Origin of the sequence: Streptomyces sp. NPDC048290 (assembly GCF_040652095.1) — a bacterium.
In the GTDB taxonomy this organism is placed as follows: Bacteria; Actinomycetota; Actinomycetes; order Streptomycetales; family Streptomycetaceae; genus Streptomyces.
This window is the reverse complement of record NZ_JBEZLM010000001.1, coordinates 91,708-108,237: the sequence shown is the minus strand read 5'-3', so window position 1 is coordinate 108,237 and position 16,530 is coordinate 91,708. Positions and strand designations below refer to the sequence as shown.

Annotated in this window: 16 protein-coding genes and 1 pseudogene; 1 reads left to right on the top strand and 16 read right to left on the bottom strand. The window is 72.0% G+C overall.

Annotation, left to right across the window (positions count from 1 at the left end; genetic code table 11):
• Window positions 1-11: 11 nt before the first annotated feature.
• From AB0D49_RS00430 to AB0D49_RS00360, 15 genes and pseudogenes are all read right to left on the bottom strand, one after another.
• The gene (locus tag AB0D49_RS00430) at window positions 12-938 is read right to left on the bottom strand and encodes an ABC transporter permease (RefSeq protein WP_362748285.1); all 927 of its coding nucleotides are present in this window, start codon (window positions 936-938) and stop codon (window positions 12-14) included.
• Complete coding sequence (locus AB0D49_RS00425) at window positions 925-1,713, bottom strand: ABC transporter ATP-binding protein (RefSeq protein ID WP_362748282.1); 789 nt, start codon at window positions 1,711-1,713, stop codon at window positions 925-927. Before AB0D49_RS00425 ends, AB0D49_RS00430 begins: the two co-directional genes overlap by 14 nt.
• 32 nt (window positions 1,714-1,745) lie before the next feature.
• Window positions 1,746-2,852, bottom strand: a complete 1,107-nt coding sequence (locus AB0D49_RS00420) for an aliphatic sulfonate ABC transporter substrate-binding protein (RefSeq protein ID WP_362748279.1) — start codon at window positions 2,850-2,852, stop codon at window positions 1,746-1,748.
• A 132-nt stretch (window positions 2,853-2,984) separates the two neighbouring features.
• A complete protein-coding gene (locus AB0D49_RS00415) occupies window positions 2,985-3,140 on the bottom strand; it encodes a hypothetical protein (protein ID WP_362749334.1) in 156 nt (51 codons plus the stop codon).
• Between the two features lies 1 nt (window position 3,141).
• Complete coding sequence (locus AB0D49_RS00410; protein ID WP_362748277.1) at window positions 3,142-4,488, bottom strand: GTP-binding protein; 1,347 nt, start codon at window positions 4,486-4,488, stop codon at window positions 3,142-3,144.
• A gap of 2 nt (window positions 4,489-4,490) precedes the next feature.
• Window positions 4,491-5,426: a sulfate adenylyltransferase subunit CysD gene (gene cysD, locus AB0D49_RS00405; protein WP_362748275.1), complete on the bottom strand. Its 936-nt coding sequence runs from the start codon at window positions 5,424-5,426 to the stop codon at window positions 4,491-4,493.
• Window positions 5,423-5,968, bottom strand: a pseudogene (cysC, locus tag AB0D49_RS00400) (adenylyl-sulfate kinase); the annotation flags it as partial. The pseudogene cysC and the gene cysD, both read right to left, overlap by 4 nt.
• A gap of 82 nt (window positions 5,969-6,050) precedes the next feature.
• On the bottom strand, window positions 6,051-6,761 hold the full coding sequence (locus tag AB0D49_RS00395; protein ID WP_362748272.1) for a phosphoadenylyl-sulfate reductase: 711 nt from the start codon (window positions 6,759-6,761) through the stop codon (window positions 6,051-6,053).
• Window positions 6,758-6,937, bottom strand: coding sequence for a hypothetical protein (locus AB0D49_RS00390; RefSeq protein WP_355739920.1), 180 nt, complete (start codon window positions 6,935-6,937; stop codon window positions 6,758-6,760). Before AB0D49_RS00390 ends, AB0D49_RS00395 begins: the two co-directional genes overlap by 4 nt.
• Window positions 6,938-6,968: 31 nt before the next feature.
• The gene (locus AB0D49_RS00385) at window positions 6,969-8,666 is read right to left on the bottom strand and encodes a nitrite/sulfite reductase (RefSeq protein WP_362748268.1); all 1,698 of its coding nucleotides are present in this window, start codon (window positions 8,664-8,666) and stop codon (window positions 6,969-6,971) included.
• 126 nt (window positions 8,667-8,792) lie between these two features.
• A complete protein-coding gene (locus tag AB0D49_RS00380) occupies window positions 8,793-8,876 on the bottom strand; it encodes a putative leader peptide (RefSeq protein ID WP_350969053.1) in 84 nt (27 codons plus the stop codon).
• A gap of 127 nt (window positions 8,877-9,003) precedes the next feature.
• Window positions 9,004-9,576, bottom strand: a complete 573-nt coding sequence (locus tag AB0D49_RS00375; protein WP_362748265.1) for a GNAT family N-acetyltransferase — start codon at window positions 9,574-9,576, stop codon at window positions 9,004-9,006.
• 75 nt (window positions 9,577-9,651) lie between these two features.
• Entirely contained in the window at window positions 9,652-10,929 is a 1,278-nt protein-coding gene (locus AB0D49_RS00370; RefSeq protein WP_362748262.1) for a hypothetical protein, read from the bottom strand.
• Between the two features lie 85 nt (window positions 10,930-11,014).
• Window positions 11,015-12,301: a GAF domain-containing protein gene (locus tag AB0D49_RS00365; RefSeq protein WP_362748259.1), complete on the bottom strand. Its 1,287-nt coding sequence runs from the start codon at window positions 12,299-12,301 to the stop codon at window positions 11,015-11,017.
• A gap of 390 nt (window positions 12,302-12,691) precedes the next feature.
• Window positions 12,692-14,326 (bottom strand): acyl-CoA dehydrogenase family protein, encoded by a 1,635-nt coding sequence (locus AB0D49_RS00360; RefSeq protein ID WP_362748256.1) that lies wholly within the window; start codon window positions 14,324-14,326, stop codon window positions 12,692-12,694.
• A 110-nt stretch (window positions 14,327-14,436) separates the two neighbouring features.
• On the opposite strand from AB0D49_RS00360, the gene AB0D49_RS00355 reads away from it, so the two are divergent.
• On the top strand, window positions 14,437-15,609 hold the full coding sequence (locus tag AB0D49_RS00355) for a YihY/virulence factor BrkB family protein (RefSeq protein ID WP_362748253.1): 1,173 nt from the start codon (window positions 14,437-14,439) through the stop codon (window positions 15,607-15,609).
• Between the two features lie 31 nt (window positions 15,610-15,640).
• Here AB0D49_RS00355 and AB0D49_RS00350 read toward each other — a convergent pair whose 3' ends face one another.
• Window positions 15,641-16,477, bottom strand: a complete 837-nt coding sequence (locus AB0D49_RS00350) for an NmrA family NAD(P)-binding protein (protein WP_362748250.1) — start codon at window positions 16,475-16,477, stop codon at window positions 15,641-15,643.
• Between the last annotated feature and the right edge of the window lie 53 nt (window positions 16,478-16,530).

Sequence of the window (16,530 nt, the reverse complement as noted above, 5' to 3'; positions counted from 1 at the left end):
GAACACGGCGATCAGCTCTTCACCAGCAGTCCGCGCCCGCGCAGCACCCGCCGCTCCAGTGGACTGAAGATCAGCAGATCGATGGCGATACCGACGACCAGGATCAGCAGGATCGCCAGGAACACCATGGACATGGAGCTGGTGTTGCGCCCGTTCTCCAGCAACTGCCCGAGCCCGACGCCGAGATCCGGCGAGGACGCGATGATCTCGGCGGCCATCAGCGACCGCCAGGAGAACGCCCAGCCCTGCTTCAGACCGGCGAGATAGCCGGGCAGCGCGGCCGGCATCACGATGTGCCAGGTGCCCCTCAGCCCGGTCGCGCCCATCGTCCGCCCGGCCCGCAGGAACAGCGGCGGCACCTGGTCCACCCCGGACACCAGCCCGTTCGCGATGGACGGCACCGCGCCGAGCAGGATGACGGCGTACATCATCTGGTTGTTCAGGCCCAGCCAGATCACGGCCGGGGGGACCCAGGCCACCGACGGCAGGGACTGGAGACCGGACAGGATCGGGCCGATCGCCGCCCGCACGAACCGGACCCGCGCCACCAGCAGCCCGAGCGGCGTACCGATGGCGAGGGCCAGCAGGAAGCCGAGCAGCCCGCGCGAGACACTGGTCCAGATGTAGCCGAGCAGCTCGCCCTGGAGCCAGGCGTTCTCCACCTCGCCCCAGACATCGCCCGGCGAGGGCAGCTTGGTCGGGTCGTCGACCACACCGAACGAGATCAGCGCCTGCCACACGGCGACCACCAGCAGGATCGCGACGACCGGCGGCACCACCTTCTGCACCAGCGTGGTCCGCCACGGCGTCCGGCCGGTCTGGACGGTGTCCAGCGCGTCGAGCCCGGCCTCGACCCCGGCGAGGTCGTGCCGGTCACGGCCGCCACCGGAGCCGCCCGTACCGCCGTCCTTGGCGACGGTCGTGTCAGTGCTGGCCATGACGGCGAATCTCCCCACGCAGTTCTTCGGTGATCTCCCGGGACAGCTCCGCCACGTCCGCGTCCTCGATACGGCGCGGCTGCGGAATGTCCACGGTCCATTCGCGGGCGATCCGCCCCGGCCGGGACGACAGCAGCACCACCCGCTGGGCGAGCCGGACCGCCTCGCGCACGTTGTGCGTCACGAACAGCACGGACACCCCCGTCTCGCTCCAGATCCGGGTGAGTTCGTCGTGCAGCACATCCCGGGTGATGGCGTCGAGCGCGGCGAACGGCTCGTCCATCAGCAGCAGCCGGCTGTCCTGCGCCAGCGAGCGGGCCAGCGCCACCCGCTGCCGCATCCCGCCGGACAGCTCATGCACCCGCTTGCCGTACGCGTCCTGGAGCCGGACCAGCTTCAGCAGTTGTTCGGCGCGCCCCCGCCGCTCCGGCTTGGGCACCCCGCCGAGCTTCAGCGCGAGTTCGATGTTCTTCCCGGCGGTCAGCCAGGGGAACAGCGCGTGCTCCTGGAACATCAGCGCCGGACGGCCGTCCGTGGTGATGGCACCGGCGGACGGCCGGTCGAGCCCCGCCACCAGGTTCAGCAGCGTGGACTTGCCGCAGCCCGAGGCTCCCAGGAGGGTGACGAACTCACCCGGGGCGACATCGAGCGTGATGTCGTCGAGCACCAACTGCTGCCCGGCGGGGCCGGCGAAGGACTTCGAGACATGCTCGATACGCGCGGCGTGCTCCGCCGCCGTACCGGCGTCGGCGGCCTTGGCGAAGGTCGTGGCCATGGTCGTCACCTCCTGGGATCGCTGAGTGGGCCTTACGAAGTGACGCCGAGCCCGGCGTCGTCCACCGTGGGCTCGCCTTCCGCGGCGAGCACCTTGTTCAGCGGCGTCAGGTCGTAGATCCCCGTCAGGGTGGGCTGCTCCAGCAGCCCCGCCTTCACCGCGTGGTCCGCCTGCGCCTCCAGCGTGGCGGCCAGCGGGTCATTGGTGATCTGGATGGACTCCCACGCCGGGTCGATCACCTCGGCCGGCAGCGGCTTGCCGGTGTCGGCCTCCAGCTGCGCGTTGGCCGACGCCTTCGCCTTGTCCGGGTTGGCGTTGATCCAGGTGTTCGCCTTGACCGAGGCCCGCAGCACCGCCTCCACGGCGGCCGGGTGCTCGTTCAGGAACTTCTGCGAGACGATGATGTTGGTGATCACGAACTTGTCGTCGGGCCACAGCGTCGCCTCGTCCAGCAGCACCTTCGCGCCCTCGGCGATCAGCTTGGAGGCGGTCGGCTCCGGTACCCAGGCCCCGTCGATGGAGCCGGACTTGTAGGCGTCCGGGGTCACCTTGTTGTCGGTGCGGACCACCGACACATCGCCCTTGCCGCTCTGCGCGTCGACCTTCCAGCCCTGCTCGGAGATCCAGTTGAGGAACGCCACGTCCTGGGTGTTGCCGAGCTGCGGAGTGGCGATCTTCTTGCCCTTGACGTCCGCCAGGGTCTTGATCTTGTCCGGGTTCACCACCAGCTTGACGCCGCCGGACGCCGAACCGCTGATGATCCGCAGGTTCTTGCCGCCGGACTTGGTGAAGCCGTTGATCGCGGGGGAGGGGCCGATCCAGCCGATGTCGATGGAGCCCGAGTTCAGCGCCTCGATCTCGGACGGCCCGGCGTTGAAGGTGGCGTACTCGGCCTTGGTGGCGCCCAGTTCGTCCTGGAAGATTCCTTGTTCGCGGCCGACCAGCGCGGTCGCGTGGGTCAGATTGCCGAAGTAGCCGATCCGGACCGAGTCCAGACCGTCGATCTTCTTCGCCCCGGCGGCCACCTCGGTGGTGCCGTCGTCCTGGGCGTCGGAGCCGTAGCCGCAGGCGGCGAGGGTGAGCAGGGGGAGCGCGGCTATGGCCGCGAGCGAGCGGCGCAGGGCGATTCTGGCAGGCACGGGAGGGGTTCCTCTCGGTGGCCCGGCGGTCACACCGTCAGGGTGTGGCCGGGAGATCGGCAGGTTTTCGGCGCGCTCGAGGCGCGTGGCGCAGTGCGCCGGGGGAACAGGGCGTCGCGGAGATGGCACGGTTCACGCACATCGCGCGACTCCGCCCTGTCCGCTGCCGAGCAAGCCGCTGCCGACGCGACCGCCCTCCTTGGCGAACGTGGCGTAGGCATCGATCGGTCTGGTGCCCCGCGCGTCCGGCACCCCCCGGGTGCCGTGCGGCTCTCTCATGGTGTCCATGTCAGAAGTCCCATCCGTCGTCCTCGGCGGTGTCCCGCACCGGCTCGGGCGAGGCGAACGACTCGCCGACCATGCCCGCGGTGAGCGTGGTGCCGTCGGCGGGGTCGATCAGGATGAAGGAACCGGTGCGCCGGGAGTCCGCGTAGGAGTCCGCGGGCAGCGGCTCGGCGGTACGGATCTTGACCCGCCCGATGTCGTTGGCGTCCAACTGCCCCGGGTGCGGGTGCAGGGAAAGGTCGTCCAGCGTCAGCCGGGACGGGATGTCCTTCACGATCGCCTTGACCGTGCGCGTGCCGTGCTTGAGCAGCACCCGGTGGCCGACGGTCAGCGGCTGGTCGGCGACATGGCAGACGGTCGCCTCCACGTCCTGGCTGGTCGGCGGCACATCGGAGCTGGGCACCAGCAGATCGCCACGCGAGATGTCGATGTCGTCGGCGAGCAGCAGCGTCACCGACTGCGGTGTCCAGGCCACGTCGACCGGCGCACCGAGCAGATCGATCCCGGACACCGTGCTGGTCCGCCCGGACGGCAGTACGGTCACCGCGTCGCCGACCCGGAACGACCCGGCGGCGATCTGCCCGGCGTACCCCCGGTAGTCGGGGTGCTCGGCGGTCTGCGGGCGGATCACGTACTGCACGGGCAGCCGGGCGTGGCAGTGCGCCAGGTCATGGCTGACCGGGACGGTCTCCAGATGCTCCAGCACGGTCGGGCCGCCGTACCAGTCCATGTGCGCGGACGGCTCCACCACGTTGTCCCCGTCCAGCGCGGAGATCGGGATCGCCGTCACCTCGGGGACACCCAGCTCGGTGGCGTACGTGGTGAACTCCCGCGCGATGGCCGCGAACACCGGCTCCGCGTAGCCGACGAGGTCCATCTTGTTGACGGCGAGGACGACGTGGGGGACGCGCAGCAGGGCGGCGATGGCGGCGTGGCGGCGGGTCTGTTCGACGACGCCGTTGCGGGCGTCGACGAGGATGACGGTGAGTTCGGCGGTGGAGGCGCCGGTGACCATGTTGCGGGTGTACTGCACATGGCCGGGGGTGTCGGCGAGGATGAAGCGGCGGCGGGCGGTGGCGAAGTAGCGGTAGGCCACGTCGATGGTGATGCCCTGCTCGCGCTCGGCGCGCAGTCCGTCGGTCAGCAGCGCCAGGTCGGGACCGTCCTGGCCGCGGTTCGCGGACGCCCGCTCGACCGCCTCCAGCTGATCGGTGAGGACCGACTTGGAGTCGTGCAGCAGCCGTCCGACCAGGGTGGACTTGCCGTCGTCCACGGACCCGGCGGTGGCGAACCGCAGCAGTGTGGTGGCCGACAGCTCCTCGGCCGTGCCCGGCGTGGTGGTGGTGCTCATGGCTAGAAGTACCCCTCGCGCTTGCGGTCTTCCATCGCGGCCTCGGACATCTTGTCGTCGGCGCGGGTCGCGCCCCGCTCGGTCAGCCGGGAGGCGGCGATCTCCGCGATCACGGCGTCCAGCGTGGTCGCCTCCGAGTCGACCGCGCCGGTGCAGGACATGTCCCCGACCGTGCGGTAGCGGATGAGCCGCTTCTCGACGGTCTCGCCGTCCTTCGGCCCGCCCCACTCCCCGGCGGTCAGCCACATCCCGGCCCGCCGGAACACCTCCCGCTCATGCGCGAAGTAGATGTCCGGCAGCTCGATCCCCTCCCGGGCGATGTACTGCCAGACGTCCAGCTCGGTCCAGTTGGACAGCGGGAAGACCCGGACGTGCTCACCCGGGGCGTGCCGCCCGTTGTACAGATTCCACAGCTCGGGGCGCTGGCGGCGCGGGTCCCACTGGGAGAACTCGTCCCGCAGCGAGAACACCCGCTCCTTCGCCCGCGCCTTCTCCTCGTCCCGCCGCCCGCCGCCGAACACCGCGTCGAACTTCTCCCCCTGGATCTTCTCGGTCAGCGGCACGGTCTGGAGCGGATTACGCGTCCCGTCCGGACGCTCCCGCAGCACGCCCCGGTCGATGTAGTCCTGCACGGACGCCACATGCAGCCGCAGCCCGTGCCGCTCGACCGTCCGGTCCCGGTAGTCGAGCACCTCGGGGAAGTTGTGCCCGGTGTCGACATGCAGGAGGGAGAACGGGACCGCGGCGGGCGCGAACGCCTTCAGCGCCAGATGCAGCATGACGATGGAGTCCTTGCCGCCGGAGAAAAGGATCACCGGCCGCTCGAACTCGCCCGCCACCTCACGGAAGATGTGCACCGCCTCGGACTCCAGCGCGTCCAGGTGCGACAGCGCGTACGGGCTGCCGGTCTCCCCGGCGACACTCACCACGGTCGTCATGCCAGTCCCCTCTCACTGAGCAGTGCGAAGACAGCCGCCGCGGACTCCTCGACGCTCTGGTGCTGCGACTCGATCCTGAGGTCCGGCGACTCGGGCGCCTCGTACGGGTCGTCCACGCCGGTCAGCCCGGTCAGCTCCCCGGCGGCCTGCCGGGCGTACAGCCCCTTCACATCGCGCTCGCTGCACACCTCGACCGGCGTCGCCACATGCACCTCCAGGTACGCGGTCCCGCTCTCCTGATGCCGCTTGCGCACCGCCTCCCGGCTGTCGGCGTACGGCGCGATCACCGGGACCAGCGCCAGCACCCCGTTACGGGCGAGCAGTTCGGCGAGGAAGCCGATCCGCCGCACATTGGTGTGCCGGTCCTCGCGGGAGAAGCCGAGGCCCGCGGAGAGGAACTCGCGGATCTCGTCGCCGTCGAGCACCTCGACCCGGTGGCCGTCGGCGCGCAGCCGCCCGGCCAGCTCGTACGCGATGGTGGTCTTGCCGGCGCTCGGCAGACCAGTGAGCCATACGGTGGCTCCGGTCGTCACGGGGTTCTCCTGGTTCGTCGAAGGGTCGAGGGCGGCGAAGGCGTGGCACGTGGGGAGGGCGTCGGCGGCGTCGAGGGTGTCGTCGTCATGGTCAGCCGTGCAGCCCGCACTCGGTCTTGCCGCGGCCCGCCCAGCGTCCGGCCCGCGCGTCCTCCCCGGCCAGCACCCGGCGAGTGCAGGGGGCGCAGCCGACCGAGGCGTAGCCGTCCATCAGCAGCGGGTTGGTGAGGACACCGTGCTCGGCGACATAGGCGTCCACGTCGTCCTGGGTCCAGCGGGCGATGGGGGAGACCTTGACCTTCTGGCGCCGGTCGTCCCAGCCGACCACCGGGGTGTTCGCCCGGGTCGGGGACTCGTCGCGGCGCAGCCCGGTGGCCCACGCCTGATAGTCCTTCAGCCCGTCTTCCAGCGGCTGCACCTTGCGCAGCCGGCAGCACAGATCGGGGTCGCGGTCGTGCAGCTTCGGACCGTACTCGGCGTCCTGCTCGGCGACCGTCTGCCGGGGGGTGAGGGTGATGACCTTGACGTCCATCACGGCCGCCACGGCGTCCCGGGTGCCGATGGTCTCCTCGAAGTGGTAGCCGGTGTCGAGGAAGACGACGTCCACGCCGGGCCGCGCGCGGGAGGCGAGATGGGCGACCACCGCGTCCTCCATGGAGGAGGTCACACAGAAGCGCGGGCCGAACGTGTCCGCGGCCCACTGGAGGATCTCCAGCGCGGAGGCGTCCTCCAGATCGCGGCCCGCCTGCTCGGCGAGCGCCTTGAGATCGTCGGTGGTGGGGGCGTGTGTCAGGGCGGTCATATGCCGTCCCCTCCCGTGGTGTCGGTCCGAAGTCCCCGGGACAGCAGCCCGAGGAACTTCAACTGGAAGGCCCGGCTGCACGCCGCGCATTCCCACGCGCCATGGCCCTCTTCACTCGGCCGCAGATCCTCGTCGCCGCAGTACGGGCAGTAGAACGGGGCCGCGCGCTCGCTCACCGGGCACCTCCCGGTCGTCCGGACACGGTGCTCATGACAGGGCCTCCTCGGAGGCGCGGGCCGCCCAGACGGCGAACCGCTCGCCGTCCTCGCGCTCCGCCTCGAACCGCTTCAGCACCCGCTCGACATAGTCGGGCAGTTCGTCGGAGGTGACCTTCAGCCCGCGCACCTTGCGGCCGAACCCGGCCTCCAGACCGAGCGCGCCGCCCAGGTGCACCTGGTAGCCCTCGACCTGCTCGCCCGCTTCGTTCAGGACCAACTGCCCCTTGAGACCGATGTCCGCCACCTGGATACGGGCGCAGGCGTTGGGGCAGCCGTTGAGGTTGATGGTGATCGGCTCGGCGAACTCCGGCATCCGGCGCTCCAGTTCGTCGATCAGCGAGGCACCGCGCGCCTTGGTCTCGACGATGGCCAGCTTGCAGAACTCGATCCCGGTGCAGGCCATCGTGCCACGCCGGAACGGCGACGGAGTGACCGTCAGATCCAGCGCCTCCAGCCCCTCGGTCAGCGAGGCGACCTGCTCCTCGGGGATGTCGAGCACGATCATCTTCTGCTCGGCGGTGGTCCGCACCCGGCCCGAGCCATGCGCCTCGGCCAGCTCGGCGATCTTGGTGAGGGTGGCCCCGTCGACCCGTCCGACGCGCGGCGCGAACCCGACGTAGTAGAGGCCGTCCTTCTGCCGGTGGGCGCCCACGTGGTCGCGCCAGCGCTCGACGGGCTGGGCCGGGGCGGGCCCGTCGGTCAGCGGGCGCTTGAGGTACTCGTCCTCCAGGACCTGGCGGAACTTCTCCGCGCCCCAGTCGGCGACCAGGAACTTCAGCCGGGCGCGGGTGCGCAGCCGCCGGTAGCCGTAGTCGCGGAAGATGGCGATGACGCCCTCGTAGACCTCGGGGACCTCGGCCAGCGGGACCCAGGCGCCCAGCCGGACCCCGATCTTGGGGTTGGTGGACAGCCCGCCGCCGACCCAGAGGTCGAAGCCGGGGCCGTGCTCGGGGTGGTCCACCCCGACGAAGGCGATGTCGTTGATCTCGTGCGCCACGTCCAGCAGCGGCGAGCCGGAGATCGCGGACTTGAACTTGCGGGGCAGGTTGGAGAACTCCTTGTTGCCGATGACCCGGCGCTGGATCTCCTCGATGGCGGGGGTGCCGTCGATGATCTCGTCGGCGGCGATCCCGGCGACCGGCGAGCCCAGGATCACCCGGGGGGTGTCGCCGCACGCCTCGGTGGTGGACAGGCCCACCGCCTCCAGCCGGTTCCAGATCTCCGGCACGTCCTCGATCCGGATCCAGTGGTACTGCACGTTCTGCCGGTCGGTGAGGTCGGCGGTGCCGCGCGCGAACTCCTGCGAGATCTCGCCGATCACCCGCAGCTGGCGGGTGGTCAGCCGGCCGCCGTCGATGCGGACCCGCAGCATGAAGTACTTGTCGTCCAGCTCCTCCGGCTCCAGGATCGCGGTCTTGCCGCCGTCGATCCCGGGCTTGCGCTGGGTGTAGAGGCCCCACCAGCGCATCCGGCCGCGCAGATCGTTGGGGTCGATGGAGTCGAAGCCGCGCCGGGAGTAGATCGTCTCAATACGTGTCCGTACATTGAGACCGTCGTCATCCTTCTTGAACTGCTCGTTCCCGTTGAGCGGGGTGTGATGTCCGACGGCCCACTGGCCCTCGCCACGGTGACGGCTCACCTTGCGGCGGGGCGCGGATGCGGCGGGCTTGTCAGGGGAGGCGGCCATGGTGAATACGTCCTTCGGGACCGGCGGAAAGCGCTCTGGCCTGCGCGTACGGGCGCATGGCAGCAGGCTTGCGCGACTTTGCGCAAAGGAAGGGGTGACGCGGAGGGGACGGCGGTGCTGAAGCGGTCAGCCCACCGGACAGATGGCGCTGGACATACGGCCGAGGTCGACGTGCCGTCGGCTCACCAAGGCGATTCCAGTTCCAGACATGACGGAAGCGTGGCATGGCGTTCTTGGCACAGTCCAGCATTATCCGAGATGCGGACACCCTTGTCTCGTAGAGTGAGACAAGGGTGTGATCGGTCACATGGCCCGCAGCGGGGCTTGTCGACGCAGGTCAGGCAGGGTACGCACCAGGCCAGGGGCCGGGCGTCGCCACCTCCCGCTCCTCCTCGACCTTGGTGTCGAACAGCGTGAACCCCCGCCGCAGGTAGTTGTCCATCGCATGCTCCCCGTCCTTGCTACAGGTGTGCAGCCACACCCGCTTGGTGACCGCGAGTCCCGGCCACCGCTCGGCGAGATCCCAGGCACGGGCGGTGCCGTACGACAGCAGATGACCGCCGATCCGGCGGCCCCGGAAGGCCGGGATCAGGCCGAAGTACTCGATCTCCACCACCCCGTCGTCGCCCGGCGTCAGCTCCACATATCCGCCGGGTGTGCCCCGGTCGTAGGCCACCCAGGTCTCCACCCCGGGCTGCTCCAACTGCGCCCGCCACTGCTCGTACGTCCAGCCGAGCCGGTCGGTCCAGCGGATGTCCTGGCCCACGGAGGCGTAAAGGAAGCGGCTGAACTCGGGGGAGGGGACCTCGGCGCGGACGACACGCACGTCGCCCTCGGGCGCGGCGGCGGGCAGCAGATCCGAGCGGTCGGTCTGCTCCAGGGACCAGGTGGTCACGGCGATGTTGCTCATGCCGGTCAGGGAATCATCCGGTGGACGGGTCTGTCACCCGGGGCTCGCGCGGGGGAGGGGACGGGGCAGGCGCGGTCAGCCCAGCGCCCCGTCCACCGAGGCCAGCGGGAGGGCGAACAGGGTGCGGCCCGACTGGGACCACAGCTCGCCCGTCGCCTCCCAGTACGACAGCGGCGCGGCCGGTCCGCTCCAGCAGTGGCGCAGTTCCTCCGCGCCGCACTGGGCGGCCTTCGCCCCGTCGTCGTCCTGGCGCCAGAGGCTGCCGTTGTGGTCGCTCGGGTCGGCGGGCCGGGTGAGATACCAGCCCGACTGGTGGGACAGCACCCCGCGCACCCCGGTGGCCTTGGTCCGGTACGCCTCCTCGGGGGCGGCCCGTCCGTCCGTGCCGGTGGCCAGCGGGCCGGTGACGGAGTCCTCGGCGGCCAGCGGATAGCGCCACAGACGGCTGCCGTGCTCGGCGCCGGTGGGCACCGACTCACCGGCGACCAGGCTGTCGGGCGCGGTGCTGCGGTCCAGGGAGAGGACGTCGGGCTGAGCGCCGCCGGTGCCGGTGGCCCGGTAGGTGGCGACGGCGGGCAGCACGAACCGCTGTCCGGCCGCCGACCAGCCGTCCGCGACCCGGCCGACGTCCCGCGCGGCGACCGTGGTGCGGTGGATGCGGTCCAGATCGAAGACGTACAGCGCGTCGGCGTCGCCGTCGGTGGTGGTGACGACCAGCTTGTCGCCGTACCAGACCATGCCGGTCAGCTGGGAGAACAGGCCCCGGTAGTCACGGCCGCCGTCGACCGGGACGACCAGCAGGGCCCAGGAGAAGTCGGGGCGGGCGAAGTCGTCCGCGTCGACGAAGGCGACCCGGGCGAGATCGGCGGCGGAGCCCCGGCCCGACCAGCCGGACAGGATCACCTTGTGCTGTCCCCAGCGGCCGTCGTCGTCGGCGTCGCCGGAGGTGGTGACCGCGCCGGGCCGCCAGCCGCGGGTGTCGGCCGGGTCCCAGCAGTAGGCGCGGGTGGCGGCCGGGGAGACCGGCAGCGCGGCCCGGTCGCCGGACGGACACTGCTCGGCGTCGCGCAGTGTGCCCTCGGGCTCGGCCAGGACGGTGCTCACCCCGACCGGGGCGCCCAGTTCGGCGGAGAGCCGGTCCAGGGCGGCGCCGGGCACCGGGTCCTCGGCCAGCCCCAGGGAGGCGGTGACGTTGGCGGACAGCGGCTTGAGCGGGCCCGGATCGTCACCGCTGGTGGCCTGGGAGGCGCTGATCAGGGTGGCGGTGGCGGTGAGCGCCAGCGCGGTTCCGGCCAGGGTGGCGCGCAGCGCCCTGCCCCGTGTACGCCGACGGTGTCTGCCGCGTTGCTTCATCGATCCTCCCGAGGCCGGGCCAACTGCGCCTGATGATCCGTACGTTGACGGAGGAGCAGGTGGGGTGGCCCGTAGGGATGCTACGTCAGGTGACCGTGTCCGCGGAGGAAGACGCCGCAAAATGCCGTGCGCCGATCACCGCGGGCGCGGTGGAGGCGGGCAGCAGATCGCCGGGGTCACGGGGCAGCAGCAACGTCACCTCGGCCCGTTCGCAGAAACGATACGGCCGATGTTCCAGCAGGCAGCCGAGGTAACGCCGGACGCGGGACAGCTCCGCGCGGACGGTCACCGTGCGTCCCGGGTCGCCGAACATGTCCGTCGCGAGCCCCGCCGCGCTACGGCCCTTCCGGTGGATCGCGAGAAGGTAGAGCAACTCGGCGTGGCGCGGGCTCAGCTCCCGGGTCCAGGTGCCCGCGCCGCCGGAGACCGCCACCGTCCAGCCCCGCGCCCGGGTCAGGTCCAGCACGATCCGCGCGCTGTCCTCGGGCAGCGGCTCGTCCGCGATCCGCAGCAGCCAGCCGTCGCCCAGCGGCTCCACCCCGCACATCCCGAGCCCCGGCACCAGGTGCCGTCCCGGCGCGCAGTCCCTGGGCAGCGCGACCCGCCCCGGGTACGGCATCCCGGTCACCGCCGCCGTCCAGCCGTCCCGGTCCACCGCCACCGCCCGCCCGCCGACCCGGGCCAGCAGCGGCGCGGCCACCGCCCGCAGCCGGTCCAGCTCCCCGCTGTGCCGCTCCCGCAGCCGGGCCTCGGCCAGCTTGGCCACCGCGTCGACCCACGCCAGGGTCGCCGGGTGCATGGTCTCCAGCGGGCCGCTGATGTCGACCACGCCCAGCAGCCGGCCGTCGCGCGGATCGGTGATCGGCGCCCCGGCGCAGGTCCACTCGGCGTGGCTGGCGACGAAGTGCTCGGAGGCGAACACCTGCACCGGGCGGCGGACGACGGCCGGGGTGCCGACGCCGTTGGTGCCCACCACGTCCTCCCGCCAGTCGGCGCCCGGCGCGAAGCCCAGTCCGTCCGCCTTGCGCAGCACCGGCGCGCTGCCCTCCCGCCACAGCACCCGGCCGTCCTCGTCGGCCACCACCATGATGTGCCGGGCGGTGTCCGCGACCGACAGCAGACCCTGGCGCAGCACCGGCAGCACCTCGCGCAGCGGGGAGGACTCCCGGCGCCGCAGCACCTCGTCGCCGCTCAGCACCCCCGGGCGGACGCCGCCGTCCGGGTCGACCCCGACGCGCAGCATCCGGCCCCAGGACTGCTCGATCACCGGGCGGGGCGCGATCCGCGGGTGCCGTCCGGCCAGCCGCGCGTCCCGCACCTCGCTGAGGATCCGGGCCGCGCGCGCCGCGTCCACGGCGGCGAGTTGCCTCACGTGTGTCGGCGCCTTCCCCACTGGTGTCCTCCCCGCAGAGCCCTGTGCGCCACCGGATGCCAGACGCCGGTACCGAAGCTCTCCGGCGCTCTACGGCGCTTTCCGGCGCTTTCCGGTCGCGTTCCGTCGTCCGTCCCATACTGCCCGGCGGGAGGTAATGGACGGGCACAGTCCGCGCACATATGCGTTCAACCTTGCAACCCTCTGCAACCCTGGTGATCGCCACCGGGGTGGCTGAAACTCTCACCACGGCGCCCCTGCGGGCGTTCGTGGCCGCGTTGTCCGGGCCATCGTCGCGGGGGTGGTGCCGTGTCGGCGCAGCACCACCTCCGCCACTCCGGGCCACCCGGCGAACCCCCAGGCCGGAGCGGGTCCGCCGGGCGCCCCGGGTCAGCCGACCGGGAGCGCCCGCTCCACCAGCTCCCCGAGCGGCAGCGTGTGCGGCAGCGTGCCGAACGACGCCCCGCCCTCACCGCCCAGCCGTGCCGCACAGAACGCGTCGGCCACCGCCGATGGCGCGAACCGCACCAGCAGCGAGCCCTGGAGCACCAGCGCCAGCCGCTCGGTCAGCCGCCGCGCCCGCGCCTCCACCCCCGCCAGATCGGCCAGTTCGCCCAGCAGGTCCTTCACCGCCCGGTCCAGCCGGTGGTCCGCGCCCCGCGCCGCACCGACCTCCCGCAGATAGGCGTCCAGCACGGCCGGTTCACGCCGCAGCGCCCGCAGCACATCCAGCGCCTGCACGTTCCCCGCTCCGTCCCACACCGAGTTCAGCGGCGACTCCCGCACCAGCGTGGGCAGCCCCGACTCCTCCACATAACCGTTTCCGCCCAGACACTCGGCGGCCTCCACCACCAACGGCGGACACCGCTTGGTCACCCAGTACTTGGCCAGCGGCACCGCGAGGCGCAGCAGCGCCCGCGCCTGCTCGCCGCCGTCGTCGCAGGCCGCCGCCAGCCGCAGGGTCAGCGTCGTCGCCGCCTCCGACTCCAGCGCCAGATCCGCCAGCACATTGCGCATCAGCGGACGGTCCCGCAGCGGGCCGCCGAACGCCCAGCGGTGCGCGCAGTGGTGCACCGCCTGCGCCACCGCCTGCCGCATCTGCGCCGCCGAACCCAGCGCGCAGTCCAGCCGGGTCGCCGTCACCATCCGCATCATGGTCGCCACGCCCCGCCCCTCCGGGCCCACCCGGCGCCCCCAGGTGCCGTCGAACTCGACCTCGGCGGAGGCGTTGGACCGATTGCCCAGCTTGTCCTTGAGCCGCTGGAGCAGGAACACGTTCCGGGACCCGTCGGCCAGCACCCGCGGCACCAGGAAGCACGTCGGGCCCTGCGGCGCCTGCGCCAGCACCAGGAAACCGTCCGACATCGGCGCCGAGCAGAACCACTTGTGCCCGGTCAGCTCGTACGTCCCGTCCTCCGCCAGCGGACGCGCCCGGGTCGTGTTGCCCCGTACGTCGGTGCCGCCCTGCTTCTCCGTCAGGCACATCCCGATCAGCGCGCCCGCCTTCCGCTCCGCCGGGCCGGGCCCCCGGTCGTACACCTCCGAGGTCAGCAGCGGCTCCCACACCGCCGCCAGCCCGGGATCGGCGCGCAGCGCGTGCACCGCCGCGTGGGTCATCGACAGCGGACAGGTGTTCCCCGCCTCCACCTGCGTCCACACCAGGAACGCCGCCGCGCGCCGCACCTGCCCGCCCGGCCGGGTCCAGGACGAGGTCAGCCCCGCCGACACGCCCTTGCCGAGCAGCCGGTGCCACGCCGGATGGAACTCCACCTCGTCGACACGGTGGCCGAAACGGTCGTGTGTGCGCAGCCGCGGCGGGAACGCGTTCGCCTGCGCGCCCCACTCCTGCACCTGCGCGGACCCGGCGGCCCGGCCCAGGGTGGTCAGCTCGGCACGGACCCCCGCGACGGATTCCGGTTCGACATGGCGTTCGACCGCGGCGGTCAGCGCCCGGTCGGCCGTGTAGACGTCGTACCCGGTGAGCGGGGGCGGCTGGTTGACGACGGTGTGTGTGGTGCGTGGCATGGCCCGGAACCTACCGTGGGGTAGGGAATCGTCCGGTCCGGGGACACGGCTTCCGCTTCCGGCCCCCCACCTGGGTGAGTGATGCCTGGCCAGACGGATACCTTTGGGTCGTGCAGCCAGTCAGTGACCCCACTCAGACGCCGGGCCCCCCGTCTTCCTCCGGCCGTCTGCATCGCGCGCGTGCCCTCTACCGGAACGTCTCCAAACGAAGGACCGCCTGGCTGCTCGTCAAGGACACCGTCAACTCCTGCATCGAGTACCGCATCCTCGGACTCGCCGCCGAGGCCGCGTTCTTCACCCTGCTCTCGGTGCCCCCGCTGCTGCTGAGCATGATCGGACTGCTCGGCTACGTCGACGACTGGACCGGCACCGACACCATCTCCAGTCTGGAGGCCAATCTGCTGGAGGCGTCCCGCACGGTCCTGTCCGACAAGGGCGTCACCGAGATCGCCAAGCCGATCCTGGACGACGTCATGCGCGGCGGACGCCCCGACGTCATCTCCATAGGTTTCCTGTTCGCCCTGTGGTCCGGCTCGCGCGCGGTGAACGTCTTCATCGACACCATCACCGTGATGTACGGCCTCGACGGGGTGCGCGGCATCGTGAAGACCCGCCTCCTGGCGTTTCTGCTCTTCCTGGTGGCGCTGCTGGTCGGCTCGATCGCCCTGCCGCTGATGGTGGCCGGGCCGGACGCGGTGCTGCGGGTGCTGCCCTGGTCGACGACGCTCGTCCAAGTGCTGTACTGGCCCGTCGTCATCCTGCTGTCGATCGCCTTCCTCACCACGCTGTACCACGTCTCCGTGCCGGTCCGCTCGCCCTGGATCGAGGACGTCCCCGGCGCGCTGGTGGCGCTCGGCATGTGGGTGCTCGGCAGCTTCCTGCTCCGTATCTACCTGACGAGCACCGTGGAGGGCGCCACGATCTACGGCTCGCTCGCCGCCGCCGTCGCCGTACTGCTGTGGATCGGGGTGTCCGCCTTCGCGGTGCTGGTCGGCGCCGCCGTCAACGCGGCCATCGACCGGGTCTGGCCGGCCGCCGCGACCGCCGCAGCCCGCGCCGCCAACGAACGTATCCGCGAGGCCCAGGTCGAGGAGTACGTGGCCCGCGCCAAGGCGGCCCGCGCGGCGCAGCCCGACGACCCCGACGACCCCGACATGCCCTCGGAGTTCCCCGAACGCTGGTCCCGCTTCCTCCCCCCGGAGGACGTCACGTCCCGCTTCCGCACCCACGCGAAGACCCCGGGGAGCAAGACACCGGAGGAGGGGGAGCGGCGGGACAGGTGACGGCCCCCAGGGGGAGCGGGGACGCGTGTCGCTACCCCGCCCACACCCCCGCCGCCGCCGACTCCCGCACGAACGACGTGAACGAGCGGGGCTCGCGGCCCAGGATCTTCGGGATGCCCTCGGAGACATACGCGTTACGGCCGTCCAGGAGGCCCTCGAAGACCTCCACCAGGAACGCGGCCTGCTCCGGGGGGACGCCGAACGCGGTGAGGTCGCCCGCGTACTGTGCCGGGGGGACCGTGCGGTACGTCAGGGGACGTCCCGTGGCCGCGGCGATCTCCGCGACCGCCTCGCCGAAGGTCAGCAACCGGCCGCCGGACACGTCGACGGCCGCGCCCGCATAGGTGTCGCCCGCCGTCAGGACCGCCGTCACCACGTCCGCCACGTCCCGCAGATCCACGAACGGCTCCCCGGCGTCGCCCGCCGGGAAGACCAGCCCGCCGCCCCGCACCTCGTCCGCCAGCGGCCCCTCGCTGAAGTTCTGCATGAACCACGCGGCCCGCACCACCGTCCAGTCCGCCCCCGACTCGCGCAGCGCCTCCTCCGTGGGCCGGGCCTGCGCCTCGCCCCGCGCGGACAGCAGGACCAGCCGCCGCACCCCGAGGGCCACCGCCTCGTGGGCCAGCAGCCCGACCGACAGGGTCGCCTCCGGCGCGCCCACGTCCGCCGGGTGCACCAGGAACGCCGCGTCCGCGCCCCGCAGGGCGTCCGCCCAGGTCGCCCGGTCGTTCCAGTCGAAGCCCGTGGCCCGGGACGCCTCCCGTACGGTGAGCCCCGCCGCGCGGGCCGCCTGCGCCACCCGGCGCCCCGAACGGCCCGAAGCCCCCGTGACCAGCACTGTCGTCTCGTCGTGTGTCTTTTGTGTCATGGCTCAAGTCAACGCCCGCCCGTCCGCGGCGGCCATCGGCGAACGGCTCACGC

Coding starts and splice junctions, on each gene's coding strand:
- AB0D49_RS00430 (WP_362748285.1), bottom strand. CDS start 938: ATGGCCAGCACTGACACGACCGTCGCCAAGGACGGCGGTACGGGCGGC.
- AB0D49_RS00425 (WP_362748282.1), bottom strand. CDS start 1,713: ATGGCCACGACCTTCGCCAAGGCCGCCGACGCCGGTACGGCGGCGGAG.
- AB0D49_RS00415 (WP_362749334.1), bottom strand. CDS start 3,140: ATGGACACCATGAGAGAGCCGCACGGCACCCGGGGGGTGCCGGACGCG.
- AB0D49_RS00410 (WP_362748277.1), bottom strand. CDS start 4,488: ATGAGCACCACCACCACGCCGGGCACGGCCGAGGAGCTGTCGGCCACC.
- cysD (WP_362748275.1), bottom strand. CDS start 5,426: ATGACGACCGTGGTGAGTGTCGCCGGGGAGACCGGCAGCCCGTACGCG.
- AB0D49_RS00395 (WP_362748272.1), bottom strand. CDS start 6,761: ATGACCGCCCTGACACACGCCCCCACCACCGACGATCTCAAGGCGCTC.
- AB0D49_RS00385 (WP_362748268.1), bottom strand. CDS start 8,666: ATGGCCGCCTCCCCTGACAAGCCCGCCGCATCCGCGCCCCGCCGCAAG.
- AB0D49_RS00380 (WP_350969053.1), bottom strand. CDS start 8,876: ATGTCTGGAACTGGAATCGCCTTGGTGAGCCGACGGCACGTCGACCTC.
- AB0D49_RS00375 (WP_362748265.1), bottom strand. CDS start 9,576: ATGAGCAACATCGCCGTGACCACCTGGTCCCTGGAGCAGACCGACCGC.
- AB0D49_RS00370 (WP_362748262.1), bottom strand. CDS start 10,929: ATGAAGCAACGCGGCAGACACCGTCGGCGTACACGGGGCAGGGCGCTG.
- AB0D49_RS00360 (WP_362748256.1), bottom strand. CDS start 14,326: ATGCCACGCACCACACACACCGTCGTCAACCAGCCGCCCCCGCTCACC.
- AB0D49_RS00350 (WP_362748250.1), bottom strand. CDS start 16,477: ATGACACAAAAGACACACGACGAGACGACAGTGCTGGTCACGGGGGCT.